20 protein-coding genes and 1 pseudogene are annotated in these 25,154 nt (G+C 60.4%); 8 read left to right on the top strand and 13 right to left on the bottom strand.

Going from position 1 to position 25,154, the window contains the following annotated elements:
* Positions 1-101 precede the first annotated feature (101 nt).
* A complete protein-coding gene (locus tag ACCD02_RS00855; RefSeq protein ID WP_413298046.1) occupies positions 102-1,514 on the top strand; it encodes an MFS transporter in 1,413 nt (470 codons plus the stop codon).
* Here ACCD02_RS00855 and ACCD02_RS00850 read toward each other — a convergent pair.
* The 3 genes and pseudogenes from ACCD02_RS00850 to ACCD02_RS00840 all read right to left on the bottom strand — a co-directional run bounded on the left by ACCD02_RS00850 (position 1,490) and on the right by ACCD02_RS00840 (position 4,551).
* The gene (locus ACCD02_RS00850; RefSeq protein ID WP_413298314.1) at positions 1,490-2,212 is read right to left on the bottom strand and encodes a methyl-accepting chemotaxis protein; all 723 of its coding nucleotides are present in this window, start codon (positions 2,210-2,212) and stop codon (positions 1,490-1,492) included. The genes ACCD02_RS00855 and ACCD02_RS00850 overlap by 25 nt on opposite strands.
* Before the next feature lie 132 nt (positions 2,213-2,344).
* Positions 2,345-3,463 (bottom strand): annotated as a pseudogene (locus tag ACCD02_RS00845) (Cache 3/Cache 2 fusion domain-containing protein); the annotation flags it as partial.
* 167 nt (positions 3,464-3,630) lie between these two features.
* Entirely contained in the window at positions 3,631-4,551 is a 921-nt protein-coding gene (locus tag ACCD02_RS00840) for a LysR substrate-binding domain-containing protein (RefSeq protein ID WP_413298045.1), read from the bottom strand.
* A 155-nt stretch (positions 4,552-4,706) separates the two neighbouring features.
* On the opposite strand from ACCD02_RS00840, the gene ACCD02_RS00835 reads away from it, so the two are divergent.
* Entirely contained in the window at positions 4,707-6,089 is a 1,383-nt protein-coding gene (locus ACCD02_RS00835; RefSeq protein WP_413298044.1) for a NorM family multidrug efflux MATE transporter, read from the top strand.
* 419 nt (positions 6,090-6,508) lie between these two features.
* On the opposite strand, the gene ACCD02_RS00830 is transcribed toward ACCD02_RS00835, so the two are convergent.
* Positions 6,509-6,730 carry a DUF6124 family protein gene (locus ACCD02_RS00830; protein WP_413298043.1) on the bottom strand — a complete coding sequence of 74 codons (222 nt, stop codon included), beginning with the start codon at positions 6,728-6,730 and terminating at the stop codon, positions 6,509-6,511.
* Between the two features lie 355 nt (positions 6,731-7,085).
* Positions 7,086-8,759: a putative bifunctional diguanylate cyclase/phosphodiesterase gene (locus ACCD02_RS00825; RefSeq protein WP_413298042.1), complete on the bottom strand. Its 1,674-nt coding sequence runs from the start codon at positions 8,757-8,759 to the stop codon at positions 7,086-7,088.
* 189 nt (positions 8,760-8,948) lie between these two features.
* On the opposite strand from ACCD02_RS00825, the gene rep reads away from it, so the two are divergent.
* Both rep and ACCD02_RS00815 read left to right on the top strand, forming a co-directional pair.
* Positions 8,949-10,958 carry a DNA helicase Rep gene (gene rep, locus ACCD02_RS00820; RefSeq protein WP_413298041.1) on the top strand — a complete coding sequence of 670 codons (2,010 nt, stop codon included), beginning with the start codon at positions 8,949-8,951 and terminating at the stop codon, positions 10,956-10,958.
* Positions 10,959-10,984: 26 nt separating this feature from the next.
* A complete protein-coding gene (locus ACCD02_RS00815) occupies positions 10,985-11,557 on the top strand; it encodes a xanthine phosphoribosyltransferase (protein WP_413298040.1) in 573 nt (190 codons plus the stop codon).
* Positions 11,558-11,679: 122 nt separating this feature from the next.
* Here the strand turns inward: ACCD02_RS00815 and ACCD02_RS00810 are convergent, their stop codons facing one another.
* Positions 11,680-12,984, bottom strand: a complete 1,305-nt coding sequence (locus tag ACCD02_RS00810) for a sigma-54 interaction domain-containing protein (protein ID WP_413298039.1) — start codon at positions 12,982-12,984, stop codon at positions 11,680-11,682.
* A gap of 324 nt (positions 12,985-13,308) precedes the next feature.
* Here ACCD02_RS00810 and ACCD02_RS00805 point away from each other — a divergent pair, with 324 nt between their 5' ends.
* From ACCD02_RS00805 to ACCD02_RS00795, 3 genes are read left to right on the top strand one after another with little or no spacing between them, the layout of a single operon-like run.
* Positions 13,309-14,193: an MBL fold metallo-hydrolase gene (locus ACCD02_RS00805; protein WP_413298038.1), complete on the top strand. Its 885-nt coding sequence runs from the start codon at positions 13,309-13,311 to the stop codon at positions 14,191-14,193.
* A 46-nt stretch (positions 14,194-14,239) separates the two neighbouring features.
* Positions 14,240-15,493: an FAD/NAD(P)-binding oxidoreductase gene (locus ACCD02_RS00800; RefSeq protein ID WP_413298313.1), complete on the top strand. Its 1,254-nt coding sequence runs from the start codon at positions 14,240-14,242 to the stop codon at positions 15,491-15,493.
* Positions 15,490-16,305 (top strand): sulfite exporter TauE/SafE family protein, encoded by an 816-nt coding sequence (locus ACCD02_RS00795; RefSeq protein ID WP_413298037.1) that lies wholly within the window; start codon positions 15,490-15,492, stop codon positions 16,303-16,305. The genes ACCD02_RS00800 and ACCD02_RS00795 overlap by 4 nt, the downstream gene beginning before the upstream one ends.
* A gap of 98 nt (positions 16,306-16,403) precedes the next feature.
* Here ACCD02_RS00795 and ACCD02_RS00790 read toward each other — a convergent pair whose 3' ends face one another.
* The 6 genes from ACCD02_RS00790 to dadA all read right to left on the bottom strand — a co-directional run bounded on the left by ACCD02_RS00790 (position 16,404) and on the right by dadA (position 22,663).
* Positions 16,404-18,329: an acetyl-CoA hydrolase/transferase C-terminal domain-containing protein gene (locus ACCD02_RS00790; RefSeq protein WP_413298036.1), complete on the bottom strand. Its 1,926-nt coding sequence runs from the start codon at positions 18,327-18,329 to the stop codon at positions 16,404-16,406.
* Between the two features lie 195 nt (positions 18,330-18,524).
* Entirely contained in the window at positions 18,525-18,947 is a 423-nt protein-coding gene (locus ACCD02_RS00785) for a c-type cytochrome (RefSeq protein WP_413298035.1), read from the bottom strand.
* Between the two features lie 184 nt (positions 18,948-19,131).
* The gene (locus ACCD02_RS00780; protein WP_413298312.1) at positions 19,132-19,680 is read right to left on the bottom strand and encodes a cupin domain-containing protein; all 549 of its coding nucleotides are present in this window, start codon (positions 19,678-19,680) and stop codon (positions 19,132-19,134) included.
* 160 nt (positions 19,681-19,840) lie between these two features.
* Positions 19,841-20,914 carry an alanine racemase gene (gene alr, locus ACCD02_RS00775; RefSeq protein ID WP_413298034.1) on the bottom strand — a complete coding sequence of 358 codons (1,074 nt, stop codon included), beginning with the start codon at positions 20,912-20,914 and terminating at the stop codon, positions 19,841-19,843.
* A gap of 122 nt (positions 20,915-21,036) precedes the next feature.
* Complete coding sequence (locus ACCD02_RS00770; protein ID WP_259101338.1) at positions 21,037-21,390, bottom strand: RidA family protein; 354 nt, start codon at positions 21,388-21,390, stop codon at positions 21,037-21,039.
* Positions 21,362-22,663: a D-amino acid dehydrogenase gene (gene dadA, locus ACCD02_RS00765; RefSeq protein WP_413298033.1), complete on the bottom strand. Its 1,302-nt coding sequence runs from the start codon at positions 22,661-22,663 to the stop codon at positions 21,362-21,364. The genes ACCD02_RS00770 and dadA overlap by 29 nt, the downstream gene beginning before the upstream one ends.
* A gap of 157 nt (positions 22,664-22,820) precedes the next feature.
* Between dadA and ACCD02_RS00760 the strand changes: the two genes are divergently transcribed.
* Positions 22,821-23,309, top strand: coding sequence for an Lrp/AsnC ligand binding domain-containing protein (locus tag ACCD02_RS00760; RefSeq protein ID WP_259101343.1), 489 nt, complete (start codon positions 22,821-22,823; stop codon positions 23,307-23,309).
* A 3-nt stretch (positions 23,310-23,312) separates the two neighbouring features.
* Here ACCD02_RS00760 and ACCD02_RS00755 read toward each other — a convergent pair whose 3' ends face one another.
* The gene (locus ACCD02_RS00755; RefSeq protein ID WP_413298032.1) at positions 23,313-25,142 is read right to left on the bottom strand and encodes a hypothetical protein; all 1,830 of its coding nucleotides are present in this window, start codon (positions 25,140-25,142) and stop codon (positions 23,313-23,315) included.
* Positions 25,143-25,154: the final 12 nt, after the last annotated feature.

Genomic DNA, 25,154 nt, shown 5'->3' with positions numbered 1-25,154 from the left:
CCGCGAATTGAGCGGCGCGGTGTGTCAGGTGCACCGCGTCATCATTCTTCGCGGGCAAGCCTCGCTCCAACAGTGCTTGATCACTCCAGGGGAGCCATTTCATGACCGAGTCATCCATTCCTGCATCTACATCGAACCTTTCCGACAACAAGACCCGCTGGGCGCTGACGGGCCTCGCCCTGTCGATGCTGATGCCGTCGCTGGATGCCAGCATCGCCAATGTCGGTCTGCCGACCCTGGCGCAGGCACTTGGTGCTTCTTTCCCGCAGGTGCAGTGGATTGTGCTGGCTTACCTGTTGGTGATTACCTCGCTGATTGTCAGCGCCGGGCGCCTCGGCGACAGGGTCGGGCGGCGGCGGTTGCTGTTGGTTGGCATCGTGGTTTTCAGCGCCGCTTCTTTGTTATGCGCCTTGGCGCCGACACTGTGGATGTTGATCGCGGCCAGGGCGGCGCAAGGGCTGGGCGCGGCAATCATGCTGGCCCTGACCATGGCCCTGGTCGGTGATGCCGTGCCCAAGGCCCGCACCGGCAGCGCCATGGGCCTGCTGGGCAGCATGTCGGCGTTCGGCACGACCCTTGGTCCGTCTCTGGGAGGCGTGCTGATCGGGCACTTTGGCTGGCCGAGCATCTTTCTGGTCAATCTGCCGTTGGGGCTTGTCTGCTTCTGGCTTGCCTACCGGTTTCTGCCTGTGGATAACCTTGCGCCGGTGCGGCAGCGTCCTGGGTTCGACTGGCTCGGCACGTTAGTGTTGGCCCTGACCCTCACTGCCTTTGCTCTGTCCATGACCCTGGGCTCGCACAATGGCCCGTTGCTGGGCCTGGCGGTTTGCGGCGCAGGTCTGTTTATCTGGGTCGAGTCGAGCGTGGCGGCGCCCTTGCTGCGTCTGGTGATGTTCCGCGAGCGGTCTTTGAGTGGTGGCTTGGCGATGACCTTGCTGGTAGCGACGGTGATCGCGACTACCATGGTGGTCGGGCCGTTCTACCTGGCCCATAGTCTGGGATTGGCTACGGCAGCGGTGGGCCTGACCCTGTCGGTCGGGCCGCTGACGGCGGTATGTGCCGGAGTACCTGCCGGACGCCTGGTCGACCGCTTTGGCAGCCCGTTCATAACGACACTTGGGCTGCTGGGCATGGCGCTGGGGTGCGGTGTACTGGCGCTGTTACCGAAAACCTTCGGCGTGGCGGGTTATGTCTTGCCGATCATGCTGCTGACCGCCGGATACGCGCTGTTTCAGGCGGCCAACAACACGCGGATCATGAGCGGCGTGCGTGCCGATCAGCGCGGGGTGATTTCCGCCACGCTCAGCCTGTCACGCAATCTGGGGTTGATCAGCGGCGTTTCGGTGATGGGCGCGGTGTTCTCTGCGGCCTCTCGCACGACCGATATCAGTCGTGCCGGAGCCGAGGCAATTGCCCACGGCACAAGCGGCACTTTCGCCGTCGCCGCAGGACTGATCCTGCTGGCGATAGCGATTGCCTGGGTGAGCAATCAGCGGAAGCGGTCGACTTCCTGAGTCAGCTCCGCCGCCAGTGCGTTCAGCTCCCGGGCTGTATCGGCCAAGTGCGACACTACTTCGCGCTGTTCGCTGTTGCCCAAAGCGATGCTTTGCAGATTGCTGCTGAGCAGGGTCGCGGTGCTGCTCTGTTCCTGTGTGGCCGTAGTGATAGCGGCGAATTGCTCGCCAGCACTGCGGCTTTGCTCATCGATTCGCGCCAAAGCTGCCGCCACGTTGGCGTTGAGTTTCAAGCCTTCCTGCATCAGGGCATTGCCTTGCTGCATGGTGCTGATGGCGTTGCCGGTTTCCTGCTGGATACTGGCGATCATGCCGGAAATTTCGTCGGTGGCCTGACGGGTGCGCGAGGCCAGGCTGCGCACTTCATCGGCGACCACGGCAAAACCGCGTCCGGCTTCACCGGCTCGCGCGGCTTCGATGGCGGCGTTCAGGGCCAGCAGGTTGGTCTGGTCGGCAATCGAAGTGATGGTGCCGACGATGCTGCCGATCTCCTGAGAGCGCTGGCCAAGGGTGTCGATGACCTTGGCGGTGCTGTTGAGCGACCCGGCGATCTGTTCCAGGGACGCGGAGGCTTCCTGCATTGAGTTGCGGCCGATTCGGGTCTGCTGGGCGTTGTCCTGGGCCAGGCGTTCGGTGCTGGTCATGTTGTCGGCGATATTCAGGGAGGTGGCGCTGAACTCCTCCACCGCACCGGCCATGCTGGTGATCTCGCCCGATTGCTGCTCCATGCCTTCATGGGCGCCGCTGGACAGGCCGGACAGGCTATGGGCGCGGGTGCTGACTTCCTGCGCGGCGACGCGGATATGGGAGACCATGGTCGACAGCGCCTCACCCATGGTGTTGAAGCCATTGGCCAGCTGGCCGATTTCGTCGTTGCTGACCTTCGAACGCACGCTCAGGTTACCTGCGCCCAAAGCCTCGGCTTGAAGTACGAGGGCGGCCAACGGACGCAGCTTGCTGCGCAACAGCCAGATCGCCGCGCCCACGGCAATCAGCATGGCCAACAGGCTGCCGATGGCCAGTTGCGTGCCGACGCTCCAGGTCATGGCACTGATTTCCGCGCGAGGCATGCTGGCAAGCACTGTCCATGGGCCACCGGTAAAAGGCATGGCCACGCTATAGATGTCCTGTTTGCCGTCATTCCAGAAATGCCCAACGCCCGGTTTCTGGGTAAAGGACGTGACTGTCTTGGCGGCATCGTCCGGCGAATTAATGCCCGCAGGGGCTACAAGCCAATGGTTCTGTTCGTCGAGCAGGGCCAGAGAACCGGTATCGCCGATGCGGAAGTTCTTCAGGTTTTCGAACTGGACGTTCTGCGCGTCGGTGTAGTCGAAGCCGACGAACAGAGCAGCGATGACTTTGCCGCCGCTGTCGCGCACCGGGGTGTACTGAGTCATGTAATTGCGCCCGAACAACAGGGCGCGGCCCACGTAGTTCTGACCTGCCAGCAAACGGCCATACGCCGGGCTGGCATGGTCGAGCAGGGTGCCGATGGCCCGGGAACCGTCCTGTTTGGTCAGGGAGGTACTGATGCGGATGAAGTCTTCGCCATTGCGCACGAAGACCGTTGCCACACCGGCGGTCATCTTGCGGAAATCGTCCGCCTGGGTGAAGTCGTTGTTGAGCACCGTGTCGCCCAGCAGCAGGCTGGGGCTTTGCACGCCGGCGACGTTGACCTGCTTGTCCGCCGCAACCACCAGGCCACTGGCGAAACGCTGCTCGAACAGCCCGCTCAAACGCTGTGTGCTGTCGCGCAGGGTGCTGTGGAAGGTGTTGAGCTGGTCGGCGAGCAAACGTGCTTCGCTGCTCATATGCTCTTCGCGGATTCCCAGGTTGGCGGCGTCCAGGGAACGCAAGGCGAACAAGGTACTGGCGCTGATGACCACTGCCAGAATAATGGCCAGGGCGAGGCCCAGCTGCGAGGCGATACGGGCGCGGGGTTGGGACATGAAAACTCCTGGAGAACGATCGGGCTATCCGTGCCTCGGCTCATCTAAATGACGGATTGGGTCTGTACCGAATGGTACATACGTACGAATTCGGCCGACAGGACCAATACTTGAGTCCTATAGGTGGGTATAGCCAAACGCTCGTCGGTTTGCATGGCCAATGATACTTATTGCAGGATTTCCACCTCGGGCAGGACCATCGCCTGCACTTCGCTTTGCAAAAACTCGCTCAAGCGCCGTAGACGCTCGCCGCCAGGGCGAGTCTTGGGCCAGACCAGGTAATAGTTCTCGCCGCTGAACACCGCCGTGCGCCAAGGCAGGCTCAAGCGGCCTTGCGCCACATCTTCGGCCACCATCAGCAAATCGCCCATGGAAACGCCGTAGCCACGCGCTGCAGCAATCATGCCCAGTTCCAGCGTATCGAATACCTGACCGCCCTTGAGCGAGATCTGCTCCGACAGGCCCATGCGCTCCAGCCAATTGCGCCAGTCGCGGCGATCAGGCGTGGGGTGCAGCAGTTCTGCACTGGCCAGGCGTTCGACATCCCAGGGTTGGTCCTGCAACAAGGTCGGAGCGCCCACCGGGATCAGCCATTCCGGGAATAGTAGTGTGGCTTCCCAGTCCGCAGGAAAGTGCCCATGGCTGAGCAGGACGGCGCAGTCGAACGGTTCCTGAGTGAAGTCCACGCTGTCGATGTCCATCCAGGCACTGGTCAGTTGCACTTCGTTGCCCACCTGCAAGTGACGGAAGCGACTGAGCCGCGCCAATAACCAGCGCATGGTCAGGGTCGACGGCGCCTTCATGCGCAGGATGCCTTCTTCGGTCAGCAGAATGCTGCACGCCCGTTCCAGGGCCAGAAAGCCCTCACGCACGCCGGGCAATAGCGTGCGCGCCGCTTCGGTCAGTTGAATGTTGCGCCCGCTGCGCTGGAACAGGCGGCAAGCAAAATGATCTTCCAGAGTGCGGATATGCCGACTCACCGCGCTTTGGGTAATCGACAGTTCCTGCGCCGCACGGGTAAACGAGCTATGCCGCGCAGCCGCTTCAAATGCGCGTAGGGCATAAAGAGGAGGAAGGCTACGGGGCATTCAGAACTTTCCTATAGCTGGCTGGCGGGTAAATCGGGATTGAAACTGCGACATGAGTTTAACTCATGCAATTGATCGGATTTATCCCTTTGTGCAGCGCCGGTTAAATCATGAGAATGACCCGCTCATCAATGCCTGTGAATGAGTGTCGCGCCATGCAACAACCCGCCATTAAAGAACTTTGGGTCATCCTGCGCCTGGCCGGGCCGCTGATCGCCTCGCAGATGGCGCATATGCTGATGGTCTTTACCGATACCGTGATGATGGGCCAGCTGGGCCCGGAAGCACTCGCCGGCGGCGGTCTGGGCGTTGCCAGTTACAACCTGATTTCATTCTTTTGCGTGGGCGTGATGGCGGCCGTGGGCACTCTGGTATCCATTCGCCACGGTGCTGGCGACGCCATCGGCGCCACCCGGCTGATTCAGGCCGGGGTCTGGCTGGCGTGGGGCATGGCGTTGATCGCGGCGTTGTTGCTGTGGAATCTGGAGCCCATTCTCTATCTGTTCGGTCAGGAAGAAGCCAGCGTGCATATGGCGGGTCAATTTCTGATCACCCTGCCCTTTGCTCTTCCCGGCTTGTTGACCTTCATGGCCCTGCGCGGCTTTACCAGTGCGCTGGGCCGCGCAGGGCCGGTCATGGCGATCAGCCTGGGCGGTGCCGCTGCCAACTTCGGCCTCAACTATGCCTTTATCCACGGCCTGTTCGGTTTGCCGCATCTGGGCTTGATGGGGATCGGTCTGGTCACGGCGATTGTCACCAACTGCATGGCGGCGCTGCTGGCCCTGCACATCAGCCGGCACCCGGCCTACGCTGGGTTCCCGATCCGCGAGGGCTTCTGGTCACCGTCGTTGCAGCATCTCAAAGAGTTGTGGCGCCTGGGCCTGCCCATCGGCGGGACCTACGCGGTGGAAGTGGGCCTGTTTACCTTTGCTGCGTTCTGCATGGGTGCCATGGGTAGCAACCAGATGGCGGCGCACCAGATCGCCCTGCAATCGGTGTCCATGGCTTTCATGATTCCCGTGGGCATTTCCTACGCCGTGACCATGCGCATCGGCTTGCATTACGGCGCGGGTAACCTGCTGCTGGCGCGTACCGCCGGGCGTGTCGGCATCGCCTTTGGCGCCATGGTGATGCTGTGTTTCGGCATCCTGTTCTGGCTGGCGCCCCATCAGGTCATCAGGCTGTTCCTGGACATCAACAATCCGGAGTTCGCCCCGATTGTTGCCCTGGCCACGCAACTGCTGGCGATTGCCGCCTGGTTCGAGATCCTTGATGGCACCCAGACCATCGCCATGGGGGCAATTCGCGGTTTCAAGGACGCCAAGACCACTTTCCTCATCGGCCTGGGTTGTTACTGGCTGGTAGCGGCCCCGGCGGCATGGATGCTGGGGTTCTACACCACCGATGGCGCTGTGGGCGTGTGGTGGGGGCTGGCGTTGGGGCTGCTGTGCTCGGCGGTAGCTCTGACCTACGCCTTCGAGCGCAAGACCTCGCGGCTGCTGCGGCGCGAGGCGGCGGGTGCGGTGGTGATGGGGTGAGGCTCGCTCGAACTATTTGGAGCGAACCATGGGAGATTCTATGTTTGCTTTAAAGCCAGAGTAGCCCCTTCAGCGGATGAGTCCGCCCACAGATCCGACAATATGCACGCACTACTGTGGGAGATCCCGCCCCATCTACGACGCCGCGCTGTCACGCAGCAAACACTGACCGGGGCAGGAGGCAAATCTTGTGGGAGCGAATTCATTCGCGAAGAGGCCGGTACATTCGACGCATCTTCATCGCCTGGACCACCGCTTTCGCGAATGAATTCGCTCCCACAAAGTCTTTGTCAATCAGTACGTTGCGCGTTGTTTGATGAGAGCGAATTCATTCGCGAAAGCTTTATTCCGGACGCCGCCAATGTGTTGGCCCCTTCGCGGATGAATCCGCTCCCACGGTTTGCTCTTACATTGTGTACTTAGGCCGTTCGCTGTTCATGGAACGACTGGATCTGGTGATCCGCCAGCGCCTTGGCCATATCGACCAGGTACAACGCCGCAAATGCCAGGTGGCGGTGGGTGCCGCTTTGTTGGTCGCCGGACTCATACATCACCGCTGCGGCGCTGCGCAGCAGGTCGTAGATGCGGATAAGGGTTTCTTCGGTGGTGTGGGGTGGATCGGGGATCAGCTTCTTAATCATGTATCGCCTCGTATGTTCAGGAACTACCTCTTTGTCGTTTCCACGCGACGAAGAGGTGGCAGCTATGAACGGGGTGGAAAACCGAGCTACGAGGCCACCTCGGCCAGACCGAAGTCTGCCCGAACATAGCTGCCATAAAGCACTTGCCCGAGAGCAAATAAGCAGATGGAGCTGGCGCCTTAGTAGAGACAGGTTTCCACACCCGGCCACTGGTTTGCAGTGGCGGAGCGCAGGCTAGTTCCTGAAATCGACGAGCACAAGCGGGCGGAATTGTTTAGGAAATTTCACTCAATAGAAAGAGAGCGATCCTTCAGATTCGTCACTTTTCTTGTTGGCGCGGGCCGTAGGAGCGCCCTCAGGCGATCTGGCTAGCGCCCGATGCGTGCTGGTCATCCTGCATCAAATAATTCAGCAACTCCGCCAACGGCAGCGGTCGGCTGATCAGGTAGCCCTGAATCTGGTCGCATCCGAAGTCGCGCAGCATGGCCAGTTGCTCAGGGGTTTCCACGCCTTCGGCGACCACTTCCAGGCTCAGGTTATGGGCCAGGTTGATCATGGCGTGGACCAGTTTGCGGTTCTCTTCACGGGACTGCATCTCGCCGACGAAACTCTTGTCGATCTTGAGCAGGGCAATCGGCAGGCTGTTGAGGTGCACGAAGGACGAGAAGCCGGTGCCGAAGTCATCCAGGGAGAAGCGCACCCCCAGGCGGCCCAGGGCATCCATGGTCTGGCGCACCAGGTCGCTGCGGCGCATGACGGCGGTTTCGGTCAGCTCGAACTCCAGCCAGCGGGCATCGACGCCGCGTTCTTCGATCAGACGGCTGAGAGTAGCCAGCAACTGGTTGTCCTGGAACTGGCGGAACGACAGGTTAATGGCCATGTGCATGGGCGGCAGGCCCAGCTCGCGCAAGGCCTGCATGTCACGCAGGGCACGGGAGATGACCCAATAACCCAGCGGCACGATCAGCCCGCTCTGTTCGGCCAGTGGCACGAATTCGCTGGGCGGCAACAGGCCGCGTTCATGATGGCGCCAGCGCACCAGGGCTTCGAGACCGACCACGGTGCCACTGGTCAGGCACAGGCGCGGTTGGTAGTGCAGTTCCAGTTCGTCACGGCGTAGCGCCCGGCGCAGTTCGCTTTCCAGATCGGCGATGCTGCGAGCGTTGCGGTTGATGCGTTCGTTGAAGACGTGAAAAGTGCAGCCTTGAATGCTCTTGGCCTGCTGCATGGCGATATGGGCATGCCACATCAGCGGGTCGGCACCGGCTTCGGGGCGGGCGTGGGCGATGCCCAGGCTGCAACCGATCAACAGGCTTTCGCCGTCGACCCAATAGGGTTCGGACAGCACTTCGACGATGCGTTCGGCCATCCACTCGGCACGTTGCGGGGCATGGCGGGTGTCGATCAGCAGGGCGAATTCGTCGCTGCCCAGGCGCGCGACCTGATCGCCGACTTCCAGTTGGCTCTTGAGCCTTGCCACCACTTGCAGGATCAGGCGGTCGCCGGCCTGATGGCCGAGGGCGTCGTTGGCGCGGCGGAAATTATCCAGGTCCAGATGGCCCAGGGCCAGGCCACTGCCGCGGTTCTCGGCCAGGCGTGCGGCGAGCAGGGCATGGAAACCCTGGCGATTGGCGATACCGGTCAGCGGGTCCTGTTCGGCCAGGCGTTGCAGGGTATTTTCCAGCAGGCTGCGTTCACGCACATGGCGCAGGCAGCGACGCACCACATCGCAGGTCAACTGGCTACGGACCAGCCAGTCGCTGACCCCGGAAAGTCCGACGAACGGTTCTTCTTCGAGGAGCAAAATAACCGGGATTTTGCAGTTCGAGTCCAATGGACGCAGGGCCGCAGTGGTCAGCAGGACGGTATTGCGTTCATTCGCATACTGATCGCCTACCCCGTCCCAGCGAGAGAGTTGCACCAACGTTACCGACTTCCCCAGAGGCGTAAGGCAATTGCGCAAAAGCCCGAGCCACGCGGGCTCGTCGGCCAGCAGCAGCAACCGCAAGGGTTCGACAGGGTTGGACAAGCTAACTCCCTAAACGCAAAGGAAAATTTTTTAGCATCCTTCCAAAAGAGGGAACCGGATGCATTTTTTTGTGTCCTGTCAGCAAATGTAACAAAACCAAAAAAATTAGATAGCGTCAGACGGTCGCTGCACAAAATCTCCGGCCTGTTAAAATGCCCGCCCTTTACGTGCAGCGACCCCTCTAATCCCATGTCCCGACTCAATCCCCGGCAACAAGAAGCCGTGAACTACGTCGGCGGTCCGCTATTGGTTCTTGCCGGTGCGGGCTCCGGCAAGACCAGCGTGATCACGCGCAAGATTGCCCATCTGATCCAGAACTGCGGCATCCGCGCCCAGTACATCGTCGCCATGACCTTCACCAACAAGGCGGCGCGGGAAATGAAGGAGCGGGTCGGCACCCTGCTGCGCGGCGGCGAAGGGCGTGGCCTGACGGTCTCGACCTTCCATAACCTCGGCTTGAACATCATTCGCAAGGAGCATGCACGGCTGGGCTATAAACCGGGGTTCTCGATTTTCGACGAGACCGACGTCAAAGCCCTGATGACCGACATCATGCAGAAGGAATACTCGGGCGACGACGGCGTCGACGAGATCAAGAACATGATCGGCTCCTGGAAAAACGATCTGGTACTGCCTGCCGAAGCCCTGAGCAACGCGCGCAACCCCCGTGAGCAGACCGCCGCCATCGTGTACACCCACTATCAGCGCACGCTCAAGGCGTATAACGCGGTGGACTTCGACGACCTGATCCTGCTGCCGGTCAAGCTGTTCCAGGAACATGCCGACATTCTCGAAAAGTGGCAGAACAAGGTCCGCTACCTGTTGGTGGACGAATATCAGGACACCAACGCCAGCCAATATCTGCTGGTCAAGTTGCTGATCGGCCAGCGCAACCAGTTTACGGTGGTGGGCGACGACGACCAGTCGATCTATGCCTGGCGCGGCGCACGTCCGGAAAACCTGATGCTGCTCAAGGAAGACTACCCCTCGCTCAAGGTGGTCATGCTGGAGCAGAACTACCGCTCCACCAGCCGCATCCTGCGTTGCGCCAACGTGCTGATCTCCAACAACCCCCACGCCTTCGAGAAGCAACTGTGGAGTGAGATGGGCCACGGCGACGAGATCCGTGTGATCCGCTGCCGCAACGAGGAAGCCGAGGCCGAGCGTGTGGCCATGGAAATCCTCACTCTGCACCTACGCACCGACCGCCCTTACAGCGATTTCGCCATCCTCTATCGCGGCAACTACCAGGCCAAGCTGATCGAGCTGAAATTGCAGCACCATCAGGTGCCGTATCGCCTGTCCGGCGGCAACAGCTTCTTCGGCCGCCAGGAAGTGAAGGACCTGATGGCCTACTTCCGCCTGTTGGTTAACCCGGATGACGACAACGCCTTTCTGCGGGTGATCAACGTGCCACGCCGGGAAATCGGCTCGACGACCCTGGAAAAGCTCGGCAACTACGCCACCGAGCGCAAGATCTCGATGTACAGCGCCACCGAGGAAATCGGCCTGGGCGAGCACCTGGACAGCCGCTACACCGACCGTCTGCAACGCTTCAAACGCTGGATGGACGGCGTGCGCCAGCAATGCGCACAGAATGACCCCATCGCCGCGCTGCGCAGCATGGTCATGGACATCGATTACGAGAACTGGCTACGGCAGAACAGCTCCAGCGACAAGGCCGCAGACTATCGCATGGGCAACGTCTGGTTTCTGATCGAGGCCCTGAAGAACACCCTGGAAAAAGACGAAGACGGTGGCATGACCATCGAGGAAGCCATCGGCAAGCTGGTCTTGCGCGATATGCTCGAGCGGCAACAGGAGGAAGAGGAAGGTGCCGAGGGCGTGCAGATGATGACCCTGCATGCGTCCAAGGGCCTGGAATTCCCTTACGTGTTCATCATGGGCATGGAAGAGGAAATTCTGCCTCACCGCTCCAGCATCGAGGCCGATACCATCGAAGAAGAGCGCCGCCTGGCCTACGTGGGCATTACCCGGGCCCGGGAGATCCTGGCGTTTACCTTCGCCGGCAAGCGCAAGCAGTACGGCGAGATCATCGACTGTGCGCCGAGCCGTTTCCTCGATGAGTTGCCCCCGGACGACCTGGCCTGGGAAGGCAACGACGACACCCCTACCGAAGTGAAAGCCGTTCGCGGCAATACGGCATTGGCGGATATCCGCGCCATGCTCAAACGCTGAATTATTGCGCCCCTTGAGGAGCCGACGTGGAAGCACTGCAGCAGAAAATCCGTGATGAAGGCATCGTTCTGTCCGAACAGGTGCTCAAGGTCGATGCCTTTCTCAACCATCAGATCGACCCGTTGCTGATGCAGCAGATCGGCGACGAATTCGCCCGTCTGTTCGCCAACGAAGGCGTGACCAAGATCGTCACCATCGAAGCCTCGGGCATTGCCCCGGCGATCATGGCCGGGCTGAAACTCGGCGTGCCAGTGATTTTCGCGCGCAAGCACCAGTCCCTGACCCTCACGGAAAACCTGTTGTCGGCAACGGTCTATTCGTTCACCAAGCAAGTGGAAAGCACCGTCGCCATCTCGCCACGGCACCTGAGCAGCAGTGACCGTGTGCTGATCATCGACGACTTTTTGGCCAACGGTAAGGCATCCCAGGCGCTGATCTCGATCATCAAACAGGCCGGTGCGACGGTGGTCGGGTTGGGGATTGTGATCGAGAAATCGTTCCAGGGTGGTCGGGCAGAACTGGATTCCCAAGGGTATCGGGTTGAGTCGTTGGCGCGGGTCAAGTCCCTGGCCGGTGGTGCCGTGACCTTCGTCGAATAACGCAATCTCAATTTTATGATTTGGAATGAGGTTTTGTAGGAGCTGCCGAAGGCTGCGAAAGCTGTGTACCAGACAGCCTCATTCGCAGCCTTCGGCAGCTCCTACAGGGTGTGAGAGCCTCCTTAGGAAATCCCCAACGCCTTCAACCGCCTATACAAAGTCCGTTCGCTCAATCCCAATTCAACGGCCAATTCACTGCGCGAGCCCTTGAACACTTCCAGGGCATGGGCCAACTGTTCCAGTTCGCTGCGTTTGCGCGGGCGCATCAACTGTGGCGCCTCGGCCTGGCCGCGCACTTCTGCGGGGAGATGTTCGGCGCGAATCAAGCCATCATCGGCGAATAATCGCGCCCGTTCGAGGATATTGCGCAGCTCACGGATATTGCCCGGATAAGCATACTGGCACAGCAGTGTCATGGCCTGTTCATCGACCCGAGGCGGTGCGCCGGGGGCCAGGCGTTGCAGCAGGCTTTCGATCAGCAGGGGCAAGTCTTCGCTGCGTTCACGCAGAGCGGGCAGGCGGACCGGGAAGGCGCTGATGCGGTAGTACAGGTCCTGACGGAAACTGCCCGCCGCGACCATTTCCTTGAGTGGCTTGTGGGTCGCCGATACCAGGCGGAAATCCGAATGCACCGTGCGCAGGCTGCCCACCGGGCGGAAGCTGCCGGATTCGATCAGGCGCAGCAGCTTGACCTGCATGGCCAGTGGCACTTCGCCGATTTCATCGAGAAACAACGTGCCGCCGTGTGCCGCTTCGGCCAGGCCGATCTTGCGCTGCAAGGCGCCGGTAAACGCGCCCTTCTCATAGCCGAACAGCTCACTCTCCAACAGCGACTCGGTCAGCCCGGTGCAGTCGACTACCACCAAAGGTCCGTTGGCCCGCGGGCTGCTGGCATGCAGGGCCCTGGCGAACAGTTCCTTGCCGGTGCCGGACTCGCCTTGCAGCAACACGGGGATCTGCGCTGGCGCCGCGCGTTGCAGGGCGATCAGCGCTTCGTTGAAAGCTGCAGAGCGGCCGACCAGGGTGTTTTTCTGCGGCTGCACCGAGGCGACGGTCACGCTGGTCAGACGCTCGACATAAGCAAACACCTCGCCCTGGTCATCGAGGATCGGCCGCAACTCCACGTCCACATGCTCTGGCCCGCGCGGTGTGTGATGGATATGCAGCACGCGCTCGGGCGCCCCGGTTTCATGGGCCTTGCGCATTGGGCACAACTCCCCGGCCTGATCGCAGGGCACCGCGTACTGGTGCGAGACACGATGGCACTTGGCACCGATATGCGGCTTGCCCTCGACCCCGAACTGGCGCTGGTAGGCGGTGTTGGCGGCGATGATGTTGTACTCGGTGTCAAGCACGATGGTCGGCAGACCGTCGTGTTCGAGGTACGAGACCAGGGCCTGCATGTGGGAGGTGCGGGTTGAAGCCATGTCGGTTCCTGATCGTTGTTGAAGCGAGGCTTGCCCGCGAGGGGCCAGTACATCCGATGCATCTTGAGCGCTTGTGAACTGTCTTGGCGGGGCAAGCCTCGCTCCTGCGGATGCGTATTTGCTTTCTGCCAGTAGCTGCCAATGACTGCCATTTCAACTGCCAGAACTGGCAGGGCAACACCGCACAGCCTACCCGGATATTGACCTGTATCAAGCAGTTGTTGGGCTTTCCCGGCTGTCGGACGTTTGGCACGCAAATTGACACTGACAGTGTATGACTGCCAGCTATGTTTCTGGCAAAAGCACTGTTTGCGGAGCCTGCACATGATCATCAGCGAGACCCTGCACGTAGAAGCCCTGTTCGACCCGCACACCTGGACCATCAGCTACCTGGTCATGGACCGCAGCACCCGCCACTGCGCGCTGATCGACAGCGTGCTGGACTACGATCCCAAGTCCGGGCGCACCCGCACCGACACCGCCGATCAGTTGATCGCCAGGGTCAAGGCACTGGACGCCAGGGTGCAGTGGATTCTGGAAACCCATGTGCATGCCGATCACCTCTCGGCGGCGGCCTATCTCAAGGCGCAGCTCGGAGCGAAGACGGCCATTGGCAGCCATATCACGGCGGTGCAGAAAGTCTTCGGCAAGCTGTTTAACGCGCCGGCTGATTTCGCCCGTGATGGCAGCCAGTTCGACCAACTGTTCGAGGATGACGAGCGCTTCATGATCGGCTCGATCCAGGCCCGGGCCATGCACACCCCCGGCCATACCCCGGCCTGCATGACTTACGTGATCGAAGCCGATGGCCAGACCCTGGCCTTTGTCGGCGACACCCTGTTCATGCCGGACTACGGCACCGCCCGCTGCGATTTCCCGGGCGCCAGTGCGCGCACGCTGTATCACTCGATCAAGCGCATCCTCGCCCTGCCCGCCCAGACCCGTCTGTTCATGTGCCATGACTACCTGCCCAACGGTCGCGAGTTGCAGTACATGACCACGGTCGAGGAACAGCGCGTGAGCAATATCCACGTGCATGAGGGCATCGACGAAGAAGCCTTCGTACGCATGCGTGAAGCCCGGGACGCCACCCTGGACATGCCGGTGCTGATCCTGCCTGCGGTGCAGATCAATATGCGCAGCGGCCACTTCCCGGAACCGGAAAGCGATGGCGTGAGCTATCTGAAAATCCCGCTCAATGTCCTTTGACTCAATCGGAATTGCTGCCATGCCTGATTTTGCTTCTACCCACACCATGGGCGAACGCCATCACCAGATCCTGATCATCGGCGGCGGCGCGGCCGGTATTGCCACGGCGTCGAGCCTGATGGCCCGTGACGCGTCCCTGGATATCGCCATCGTCGATCCCGCCGACGTGCATTACTACCAACCGGGCTGGACCCTGGTCGGCGCCGGGGTGTTTCGCCCGCAGTCCACTGTCCGGACCCTTGGCTCGCTGATTCCCCGTGGCGTGCAGTGGATCAAGGCGGCAGTGGCGGGTTTCTCCCCTGAGGCCAATGCCCTGACCCTGGATAACGGCCGCACGGTCAGTTACGAACAACTGGTGGTTTGCCCCGGCCTCAAGCTCGACTGGGCTGCCATCGACGGGCTGACTGAAACCCTCGGCGCCAACGGCGTGACCTCCAACTATCGCTACGACCTGGCGCCTTATACCTGGCAACTGGTGCAGCAACTCAAGCAGGGTCGCGCGCTGTTTACCCAGCCGCCGATGCCGATCAAATGCGCCGGGGCGCCGCAAAAGGCGCTGTATCTGTCCTGTGATCACTGGCTGCGATCGGGGTTGCTGGGGCAGATCGATGCGCGCTTCTACAACGCCGGGGCCGTGCTGTTCGGCGTGGCCGACTATGTGCCGGCGTTGATGAGCTACATCGAGCGCTACGAGGTCGATCTGCAATTCAGCCACCGGCTTGTGGCTGTCGACGGGCCGGGCAAGCGCGCGACCTTTGTCCGCAGCCTGGCCGATGGCAGTACCGAGACGGTGGTTGAAGCCTTTGACATGCTGCATGTGGTACCGCCCCAGGTGGCGCCGGACTTCATTCGTGGCAGTGCCCTGGCCGATGCGGCGGGTTGGGTCGATGTCGATCCGGCGACCTTGCAGCACCGCCGCTTCGCCAATATCCACAGCCTGGGCGATGTCGCCAATACCAGCAATGCCAAGACTGCTGCGGCCGCGCGCAAGCAGGCGCCTATAGTGGCGAACAACCTGCTGGTGGCTTTGGGCCGCCGCGAGCGCCTGGCTCATTACGATGGTTATGGCTCGTGCCCGCTGACCGTGGCGCGGGGCAAGATCGTGCTGGCCGAGTTCACCTATGGCGGCAAGCTGGCGCCGAGCTTCCCGAGCTGGCTGCTCGACGGCCGCAAGCCGACCCGGCTGGCCTGGTGGCTGAAGGAACGCATCCTGCCTCCGCTGTACTGGCGCGGCATGCTCAAGGGCCATGAATGGCTGGCTGAGCCGAAATTGCAACCGGTCGGGCCCGCTGCGCAATGAATGAACATCAACTATTGGGTGGCGGGCTCGGAGCGCTGATCGGCATGATCCTGGCGCTGACCGGCGCCGGTGGCGGCATTCTTGCTGTGCCTTTGCTGGTATTTGGCCTGGGTCTGTCCATGGTCGAGGCGGCGCCGGTGGGCTTGTTGGCGGTAGGGCTGGCGTCGGCGGTGGGTGCCTTGTTGGGCTTGCGTCAGGGCATTGTGCGTTATCGGGCTGCGGCCTATATCGCCGGAATTGGCGTGCTGTTCGCGCCCGTTGGCCTGTGGCTCGCCCATCGCTTGCCCAATATGCCTCTGGCCCTGGGGTTTGCGGCAGTAATGGTCTACGCCTGCGGGCGGATTTTCCTCAAGGCCCGGCGCGAGCTGAAAACCGCCCAGCCTGCGCCGCGTGCGGCGTTTCTGCCTTGTGTGCTCAACCCGTTGCAGGGTCGGCTGCGCTGGACCTTGCCGTGCTTTCGCGCGTTGGCTGTGACCGGCGCGCTGTCGGGGCTGCTTTCCGGTTTGCTCGGGGTGGGCGGGGGCTTCGTCATCATTCCGGCCCTGACACGCTACACCGATCTGGAGATGAAAAGCGTGGTGGCGACGTCCCTGGCGGTGATTGCCCTGGTGTCTACCGGCAGCGTGGTGACGGCCAGCGTGGCCGGGGTCATGCATTGGGCGGTGGGGGCACCTTTTGCTATCGGCGCAGTGTTGGGGCTGATTGCGGGCAGGCAGTTGACCCGGTACCTGGCCGGGCCGCGCTTGCAGCAGTTGTTTGCGGTGGTTGGGGTGTTGGCGGCGATATTGATGGCAAGCAAGGCGCTGATGTAAACGCAGTGCTGAATCTGTAGGAGCTGCCGAAGGCCGCGAATCGGGCTATCTGACACATCGCTTTCGCAGCCTGCGGCAGCTCCTACAGAACCTCGTTCTCAGGCTTGCTTGGTGGACTGCAGGCCCGCCAGCAACAACCGCTGATACAACTCTTCACGCAAGCTGCGCGGCTGATCAAGCTCCATGCGCTGCAAATGTGCGGCAAAGGCCGCAGGTTCCGGGGCGTCGAGGGTCGCTTTGCCCAGTTCCAGCAGCTCGGTGAGCTTGAATTTGCTCTTGAGCCAGTTCAGTGCGCGCAGCAGGTCCTTTTCTTCGGCACAGAAGTCGCTGCCCAAGGGGTATTCGAGGAACAACGACGGATAACGTGCCTGGATCTCCTGTAATCGTTCGGGTGTATTGCGGGTAAAGCGCGGGTCCAGCACAAAGTCCCTGGGCAGCTTGCCCGCTCGCTGTGCCTGCTCGATCAGGCCATTCTGGAAGCGCGAATCAGTGATATTGAGCAGCGCCTCGATGACCTCTGCGTCGGTTTTCGCCCGCAGGTCGGCGATACCGTATTCGGTGATCACGATATCGCGCAGATGTCGGGGAATGGTCACGTGGCCGTAGTCCCAGACGATATTGGAGGTCACGTCGCCGCCGGATTCACGCCAGCTGCGCATGATCAGGATCGAACGTGCGCCCTCGAGGGCGTGGGCCTGGGCGACAAAGTTGTACTGGCCGCCAACGCCGCTCAGTACCCGCCCGTCTTCCAGTTGGTCGGATACCGCCGCGCCCAGCAGGGTCATCTTGAACGCGCTGTTGATAAAGCGTGCATCGCGGCGTTGCAGGCGTTTGAGTTCTTCGTTGCCGTACAGCTCGTTGATGTAGCTGATGGCGGTCATGTTGAACTGCGCCAGCCGGTCCGAGGGCAGTTCGCGCAAGCGCGCATAGAAACTTTGCGGCCCAAGGAAGAAGCCGCCATGTATCAGGGTTCCACCGTCCTGCTCGTTTTCGTCGAGCATGCCTTCGTTGGCCTGGCGTTGCAGGTCGATATCGGCGTAGACCCGTCGTCGGATGATGCCTGCATCAGCCAGCACCAGCAGGCCGTTGACGAACATTTCGCTGCAGCCATACAGGCCCATGCCAAAGGGCGCCAGGCCACCTTCGCGTTCGATCAGGGGCAGCCAGTCGCTGACCTCCAGTTCGGCCAGCAGGCTGTGATAACTGTCCTGATCGGCCTGGCGCGCGAGCAAGGCCGCGGTCAGGGCATCGCCCATGGCACCGATGCCGATCTGCAGGGTGCCGCCATCCCGGACCAGAGTGCTGGCATGCAGGCCGATAAAGTGGTCCTGCATGCCCACCGGCATGTTTGGCGTGGAAAACAGTGTGCTGCGCTCCTCTTCTTCCAGCACCAGGTCGAAGGCTTCTAAATCCAGTTCGGAGTCGCCGGGCATGTACGGCAGATCGGCGTGCACCTGCCCGAGCAGCAGAATGGTTTCGCCCAGCTCACGGCGTTTGGCGACCAGTCGCAGCAAGTCCAGGGTGACGTCGGGGTTGCAGCTCAGGCTCAGGTGGTCGGGTTTTTGCTCGTCCCGAGCGACCATCTGGGCAATCAGGTTGACGCCATTGGCGTTGATATCCCGCGCCGCATGGCTGTAGTTGCTGCTGACGTAACTCTGTTGCGCCTGGGTGCTGTGCAGCAGGCTGCCGGGTTGCATGAAGAATTGCTCGACGTGGATATTGTCCGGCAGCTTGTCGACATACAGATCGCTCAGGTATTGCAGCTCCGGGTAATCACCGAAGATCCGTGCCTGAAAAGGTTCGAGGAAGCGCGCAGGCAACCCTTCACCGACCTTTGGTCGACCCAGGCTGAGGGCGGTGTAAATGGTCAGTTGGCGTTCAGGCAGCTGTTTGATCCGAGTGTACAGCGCGTTGGCGAACCGATTCGGTTTGCCCAGGCCCAGAGGCATGGCCATACGAATATGGGTCGGCAATCGCGCGAGCACCTGATCGACGGCGTGTTCGATGGAACAGTACTGCGGCATCGGATTTTTCCCGGAGCATCCTGGATGTTCAGATTGGACCGGGATGTGTAGGAAATTACTGCATTGCTGTTGTTAAAGTGATGTAGAGGCGATTTTTTGTGGGAGCGCATTCATTCGCGAAAGCGATACATCTGGCGAACATAGGCGTCGGATGTACTGGCCTCTTCGCGAATGAATCGCTCCCACAGGCGATGTTTACAGCCCGGACATCTTCTTGATCGCGCCTTTGAGCTCATCATCAGAGCAGTCGGCGCAGGTGCCTTTCGGCGGCATGGCGTTGATACCGGTGATAGCCTTGGCCAGCAGCGCGTCGAGGCCGCCCTGTTCCTTGGCGCGTTTGCTCCAGTCTGCGCTGTCGCCGATCTTCGGCGCGCCCAGCAGGCCGGAGTTGTGGCAGGCATTGCAATGCTTGGCGATGACGTCGTCAGGGGATTTCGCCCCACCGCCGCCACCGGCCGACGCCGTCACGTTCATGCCGGCGCACTCCTTGCCCTGAATGCAGACCTGACCCACCGGCTCCAGTCGTTTGGCGATGTCATCATTGGTAGCGGCCTGAGCGCCGAAGGCCCAGAAGGCCAATACGGCGGTCGCTGCCAGAATCTTGTTAGTTAGGTCCACGCTTTACACCCTCATGGTGACTGATCACGCCCGCCGCCACGGTTTTAGCGGGCGGCAGAAGTATAGCCCTTCGTCTTTTACTCCGAAACATCCCTAATGAAAGAAGGGTTATTCGCTGGCGGCGGTGCAAATCAGCTTTCCAAGCCGATAGCCCACGTCGTGTGGGCCTTGGGCGGGGTTTCGCTCAGAAGTTGGCGGGCGTGGCTGCGCTGATTAGTCGCGCCGGGACATCGAACGGATTGCGGAAACGGTGGGGTTTGGTGCTATCAAAATAATAGCTGTCCCCCGCTTCGAGGATGTAGGTGTCTACGCCGACCACAAGTTCCAGGCGGCCTTCGACGAGGATGCCGGTCTCCTCACCCTCGTGCACCAGCATCTCGTCACCAGTGTCAGCGCCCGGCGGGTAGATCTCGTTAAGAAATGCAATGGCGCGGCTCGGATGGGCCTTGCCGACCAGTTTCATGGTCACAGCGCCGTCCGAGATATCGATCAGTTCGCTGGCCTTGTAGACGACCTGCGTGGGGTTTTCTTGCTCGAGCTCTTCGGAAAAAAACTCGACCATGGACATCGGGATACCGCCCAGCACCTTGCGCAGCGAACTGATCGACGGGCTGACGCTATTCTTCTCGATCATCGAGATAGTGCTGTTGGTCACGCCTGCCCGCTTGGCGAGTTCGCGTTGGGACAGGCCCCTGAGTTTACGAATGGATTGCAGTCGTTCACCGACGTCCAATACGGCAGCCCCCTTGATAGGTCTGGGATGGTCAGAAGTGCGCATGATGGCAACAGCGTTCAGTATTTACAACACCTGAACCGGTTGACGGCAAAGACAGGGGACTAGCGGCCGCCCCAATTGGGTGGCCGCTATGGGAGGGGGCACTGACGGTATCGCGTCAAGCCCCGCAATAGAGCCTTGGCACCCGGCGCAGGTTGCACAGGATTTGATACGCGATGGTCCCGGCGCGGGAGGCGACTTCACCGACCGGGACGTTTCTGCCCCACAGTTCGACGTCGCTGCCGAGTCCGGCACGGGGCAGATGGGTCAGGTCCACGCAGAGCATGTCCATGGAGACTCGCCCGAGCAACTGGCTTGGCTGGCCATCGATCCATACCGGCGTGCCGGTGGGGGCCTGGCGGGGATAACCATCGGCATACCCCATGGCGACCACGCCGATGCGGGTCGGGCGCTCGGTGACAAAAGCGCCGCCGTAGCCCACCGGCTCACCGGCAGGCAGTTCGCGCACGTTGATGATCTTTGATTCCAGGCTCATCACCGGTTGCAGGCGATCGGCCAGGGTTTGCGGCTGATCGAAGGGCGTGGCGCCGTACAGCATGATGCCGGGGCGTACCCAGTCACTGGGGATCTGCGGCCAGCCCAGTACTGCCGGGGAATTGCGCAGGCTGATCTCGGCGTTCAGGCCCTGGCGAGCGGCCTGGAAAATCTCCAGCTGTTCTTCGCTGCGCGGGCTGTCCAGCTCGTCGGCGCGGGCAAAGTGACTCATCAGGACAATCTTGCTGACCTTGCCGCTCGCTTGCAGGCGCTGATAGGCCGCCTGATATTCGTGAGGATGCAGGCCGACACGGTGCATGCCCGAGTCCAGCTTGAGCCAGACCGTAATTGGCTTGCTCAGCGCCGCTCGCTCGATGGCATCGACCTGCCATGGCGAGTGGGCGACGCACCAGAAGTCATGTTCGACGATCAGCGCCAGTTCATCGGCCTCGAAAAAGCCTTCCAGCAACAGGACCGGCGCCCGGATACCGGCTGCGCGCAGCTCCAGGGCTTCTTCGATGCAGGCCACGGCAAAGCCGTCGGCCTGATCCTGCAAGGCTTGGGCAACCTTTACCGCGCCATGGCCGTAGGCATCGGCCTTGATCACGGCTAGGGCCTTGGCCCCGGTGCTTTCGCGGGCGAGCTGGTAGTTGTGACGCAGGGCTTGAAGATCGATAAGGGCGCGAGCTGGACGCATGACGGGATTCTGAATTGAAGAAAATGAAGCCTTGTATGAGCTGCCGAAGGCTGCGAAGGCGGTGTATCCGGTGAAACCGCATCGCAGCCTTCGGCAGCTCCTACAGGGTACGGGGTATCGCTTTACGGCAACGCCGCTACAACAGACAACTCAACCAGAATCTCTGGCTCGCACAGCTTGGCTTCCACGGTGGCCCGTGCAGGCGCTGAGCCTTTGGGCAGCCAGGTGTCCCATACGCTATTCATGCCGGCGAAATGCGCATCGATGTCCTTGAGGTAGATGGTTACCGACAGGATACGGGTCTTGTCGGTCCCGGCCAGGTCCAGCAGTCGCTCGATGTTGTTAAGCGTCTCCCGGGTCTGTTGCTCGATCCCGGCGGCCATGTCGTCACCCACCTGGCCCGCGAGGTAGACGGTGCCGTTGTGGGTGACGAGCTGGCTCATGCGCTCATTGGTGAGCTGGCGCTGGATTGACATGTTTTGCGATCTCCTTGGAACTGCCATAGCGAGAAATATCGAGACCCGCGGCACTGATTTGCGGGGTTTTGCGGGCGATCAGGTCGGCCAGCAAACGCCCGGAACCGCAGGCCATGGTCCAGCCAAGGGTGCCGTGGCCGGTATTAAGGAACAGATTGCGAAACGGTGTGGCGCCGACAATCGGCGTGCCGTCCGGTGTGGTCGGGCGCAGGCCGGTCCAGAAATCGGCCTGGGTCAGATCACCGCCCTGAGGATAGAGGTCGCCGACGATCATCTCCAGCGTTTCACGCCGACGCGGATTGAGCGACAGGTCAAAACCGGCAATTTCTGCCATGCCGCCGACGCGGATACGGTTATCGAAACGGGTGATCGCGACCTTGTAGGTCTCGTCGAGAATGGTCGAAGTCGGGGCCATGGCCGGGTTGGTGATCGGTACTGTCAGGGAATAGCCCTTGAGCGGATAGACCGGCGCCTTGATACCCAGCGGTTTGAGCAGCTGCGGCGAATAGCTGCCCAAGGCCAGGACGTAGCGGTCGGCGGTTTCCAGCTTGCCGTCGATCCATACGCCATTGATGCGATCACCGGCGAAGTCGATACGCTCGATGGATTGGTTATAGCGGAATTCCACGCCCAGTTCCGCCGCCATGTCCGCCAGGCGAGTGGTGAACAGCTGGCAGTCGCCGGTCTGGTCGTTGGGCAGGCGCAGGGCACCTGCCAGGATGTTGGTGACACCCGCCAGGGCCGGCTCGACACGGGCGATGCCGTCGCGGTCGAGCAACTCGTAAGGCACGCCGGACTGTTCGAGTACGGCGATGTCCTTGGCGGCGTTATCCAGTTGCGCCTGGGTGCGGAACAGTTGCGTGGTGCCCAGGGTGCGGCCTTCGTAGGCGATGCCGGTTTCTGCGCGCAGTTCGTCGAGGCAGTCGCGGCTGTACTCGGACAGGCGCACCATGCGCTCTTTGTTCACGGCATAACGGCTGGCGGTGCAGTTGCGCAGCATCTGTGCCATCCACAGGTACTGGTCGATATCCGCCGTGGCCTTGATTGCCAGCGGCGCATGGCGTTGCAGCAGCCATTTGATTGCCTTGAGCGGCACGCCCGGCGCCGCCCAGGGCGAGGCGTAGCCCGGCGATACCTGTCCGGCGTTGGCAAAACTGGTCTCCATGGCGGCGGCTGGCTGACGGTCAACCACCGTCACCTCGAAACCGGCTCTTGCCAGATAGTAAGCACTGGTGGTGCCAATGACGCCGCTGCCGAGGACCAGAACGCGCATGTTGAATACTCCGTCGCGGATATCCGCTGAAGATGTGCAAATGTAAGCAAGGATGTGCTCAGTATAAAAAGCATTGGGCAGTGCTTTTCACTATATAAAGACCTATATTCAACGGGAATTCCCGGCAACAGTGCCTTTGGCAGAGAGGAGCTTTTCCATGCGCACCCAGCACCAGTCAAAACGTGAACTGGACAAGATCGACCGCAGTATCCTGCGCATCCTGCAGGCTGATGGCCGGATCTCGTTCACCGAGCTTGGCGAGCGCGTCGGCCTCTCTACCACGCCCTGTACAGAGCGGGTCCGGCGTCTGGAGCGCGAAGGCATCATCATGGGCTACAACGCCCGTCTCAATCCCCAGAGCCTCAAGGCCAGCCTGCTGGTTTTCGTCGAGATCAGCCTGGACTACAAGTCCGGCGACACTTTCGAAGAATTCCGCCGCGCCGTCCTGAAACTGCCCCACGTCCTGGAATGCCATCTGGTCTCGGGGGATTTCGATTACCTGGTCAAGGCGCGTATCTCGGAGATGGCCTCCTACCGCAAGCTGCTGGGCGACATCCTGCTCAAGCTGCCCCACGTGCGTGAATCCAAGAGCTATATCGTGATGGAAGAGGTGAAAGAGAGTCTGAATCTGCCGATTCCGGAGTGATGTTCAGGGGATCGTTAGCGGGATGGAGAACTGGTTGCATACGTACAATCGAGATTGGCTCAAACCCGCCAGGCCCAATTTGTACGACCCCTTGAGATCGGTCAGGCCAACCGACGATTTGAAGCCCGCAGCAGCAAGCTCGCGATGTTGATAGGCCTGGGCAACGTCCCGCCTCTTCTCGGAGGTGGTAGATACGAATACTCGCTGGCCCTGGGCATCGGTCAAGGTCAGGTACGTCTGATCAAATAAACGGGGGATATCCGTCGATAGCGCCAGCCAGCCTCGTACGTTAAGTACCTGTGTGGTGTCAAAGCTGCTCGATTGCGGAGCGGGGGGGTTACCCACTTCATCGATGGATGACAGACAGGTGATATTTATTTCATCGCCGCTGAAAGTCGGGGTCTTCAGCGGATTGGTATACAGTGCCACGAAACCATCAAGTTGTTGGGCGACACAATTGCTCTTGTCGATGTAGCGACGAGGTACCACCATGATCAGGGTAGGGTGCGGGAAGTAAATTTTTATTGCCCATGTTGTGCCATCGCCAACCGGTTCGCTTGCGCATATCTGCTCGCGAAAACTCAAGTCTGGACGCACCGATAAAACCGGTTTTGCCCCTTCGAATACAGAGGAGTAACCGATGGCATAAATAAGCAGGATGGCAATGATCGCGCTCTTTGCCACTGTTTTCATATAACCGGACTTAAGGTATTGGCCTGCCGAAATCGTTGCCAGGAGAATAGCCATTGCGTTAACGCCATAAAAATATTGATCGGCGGTCAGTATTTGGTACCCGGATAATAACCCTGTCAGGCCTGGCCGCATGACATTAGTGGCGATGGTATAAATGAACAGGCTCGATGAAAGCAGCTGAATAAACTGTCTGGATGGACGATCGGATTTTTTATAGGCGATCCTGACAAATTGTATGTAGGTAGCAAGAAAAATGATGCAAAGTGTGTTGGATAACTTGCTGTACCATGGAAATAGAAAGGCGTAGGCAATGGGGCGTCCTATCAACGATTCAATCAGGTTTTCGCCGTTAAATTGCCGGGCCATGCCGTAGTCTGCTCCCATCTTTGGAATGAGGCATAGTGCCAGGATGGCCAGCGGGATGCTCAGGCTCCAGGTGCTTGCCAAAAGAGTACCGATTCGGCGTAGGTCCCATAGTTTCAGCGCAAACCATGCTCCGCAGATTGCAAATACAACAGGATTCGTTCCTGCGCATAAGACCACCAGCATGTCCACGGCATAACGTCCGCGCTTGTGGATTATCACATCTCGCCAAAATAATAAGCAGGCGACGACCAAGGGAATAAAAAAACCGATTTGCGATAGTCTGCCGATAATGATGTTCATGCTGATGCCCAAGGGCATCAATAGGATCAGAAAGTAAGCCAGGTAACTCAGTCGCTCGGATATCATTTTCCGGGCAGTGATAAATACCAAAGTCGTTGCCGCGGAGTAAAAAAAGCCAGACATGATGGCGATCCCTTCCGGGAGCAGAAATAACGGATTTCCGCTCACAACAAGGCTTATTGTGCTGGATAGATAGAGTAAGAATATATTGATAAAGACAAAATAAGTGGGTTTTGCGTTGAGCAGGGCGTAGCCCCATCCTTGGTTCAGGCCTAACGCAACCCATACGCCGTCTTCTGTGTAGACGATGGGGTTCAGGAAAGGGTCCATGTTGCGTGCGTACAGTATCAGGCACCCAAGCGAAAACATTAGCAGGGGAATACCGTAGACTTTTGCTTTGCGAGACCAGGTGGTTCTGTTTTCTGCGGGACTGGTAGTTGGGATTGTCGTCGTGTTGTTGTTTTGATGTTCCATTGTCATCCGCCG

Source organism: Pseudomonas sp. Pseusp88 (genome assembly GCF_047303955.1).
GTDB lineage: Bacteria > Pseudomonadota > Gammaproteobacteria > Pseudomonadales > Pseudomonadaceae > Aquipseudomonas.
This window is presented reverse-complemented; position numbering and strand designations above follow the sequence as displayed.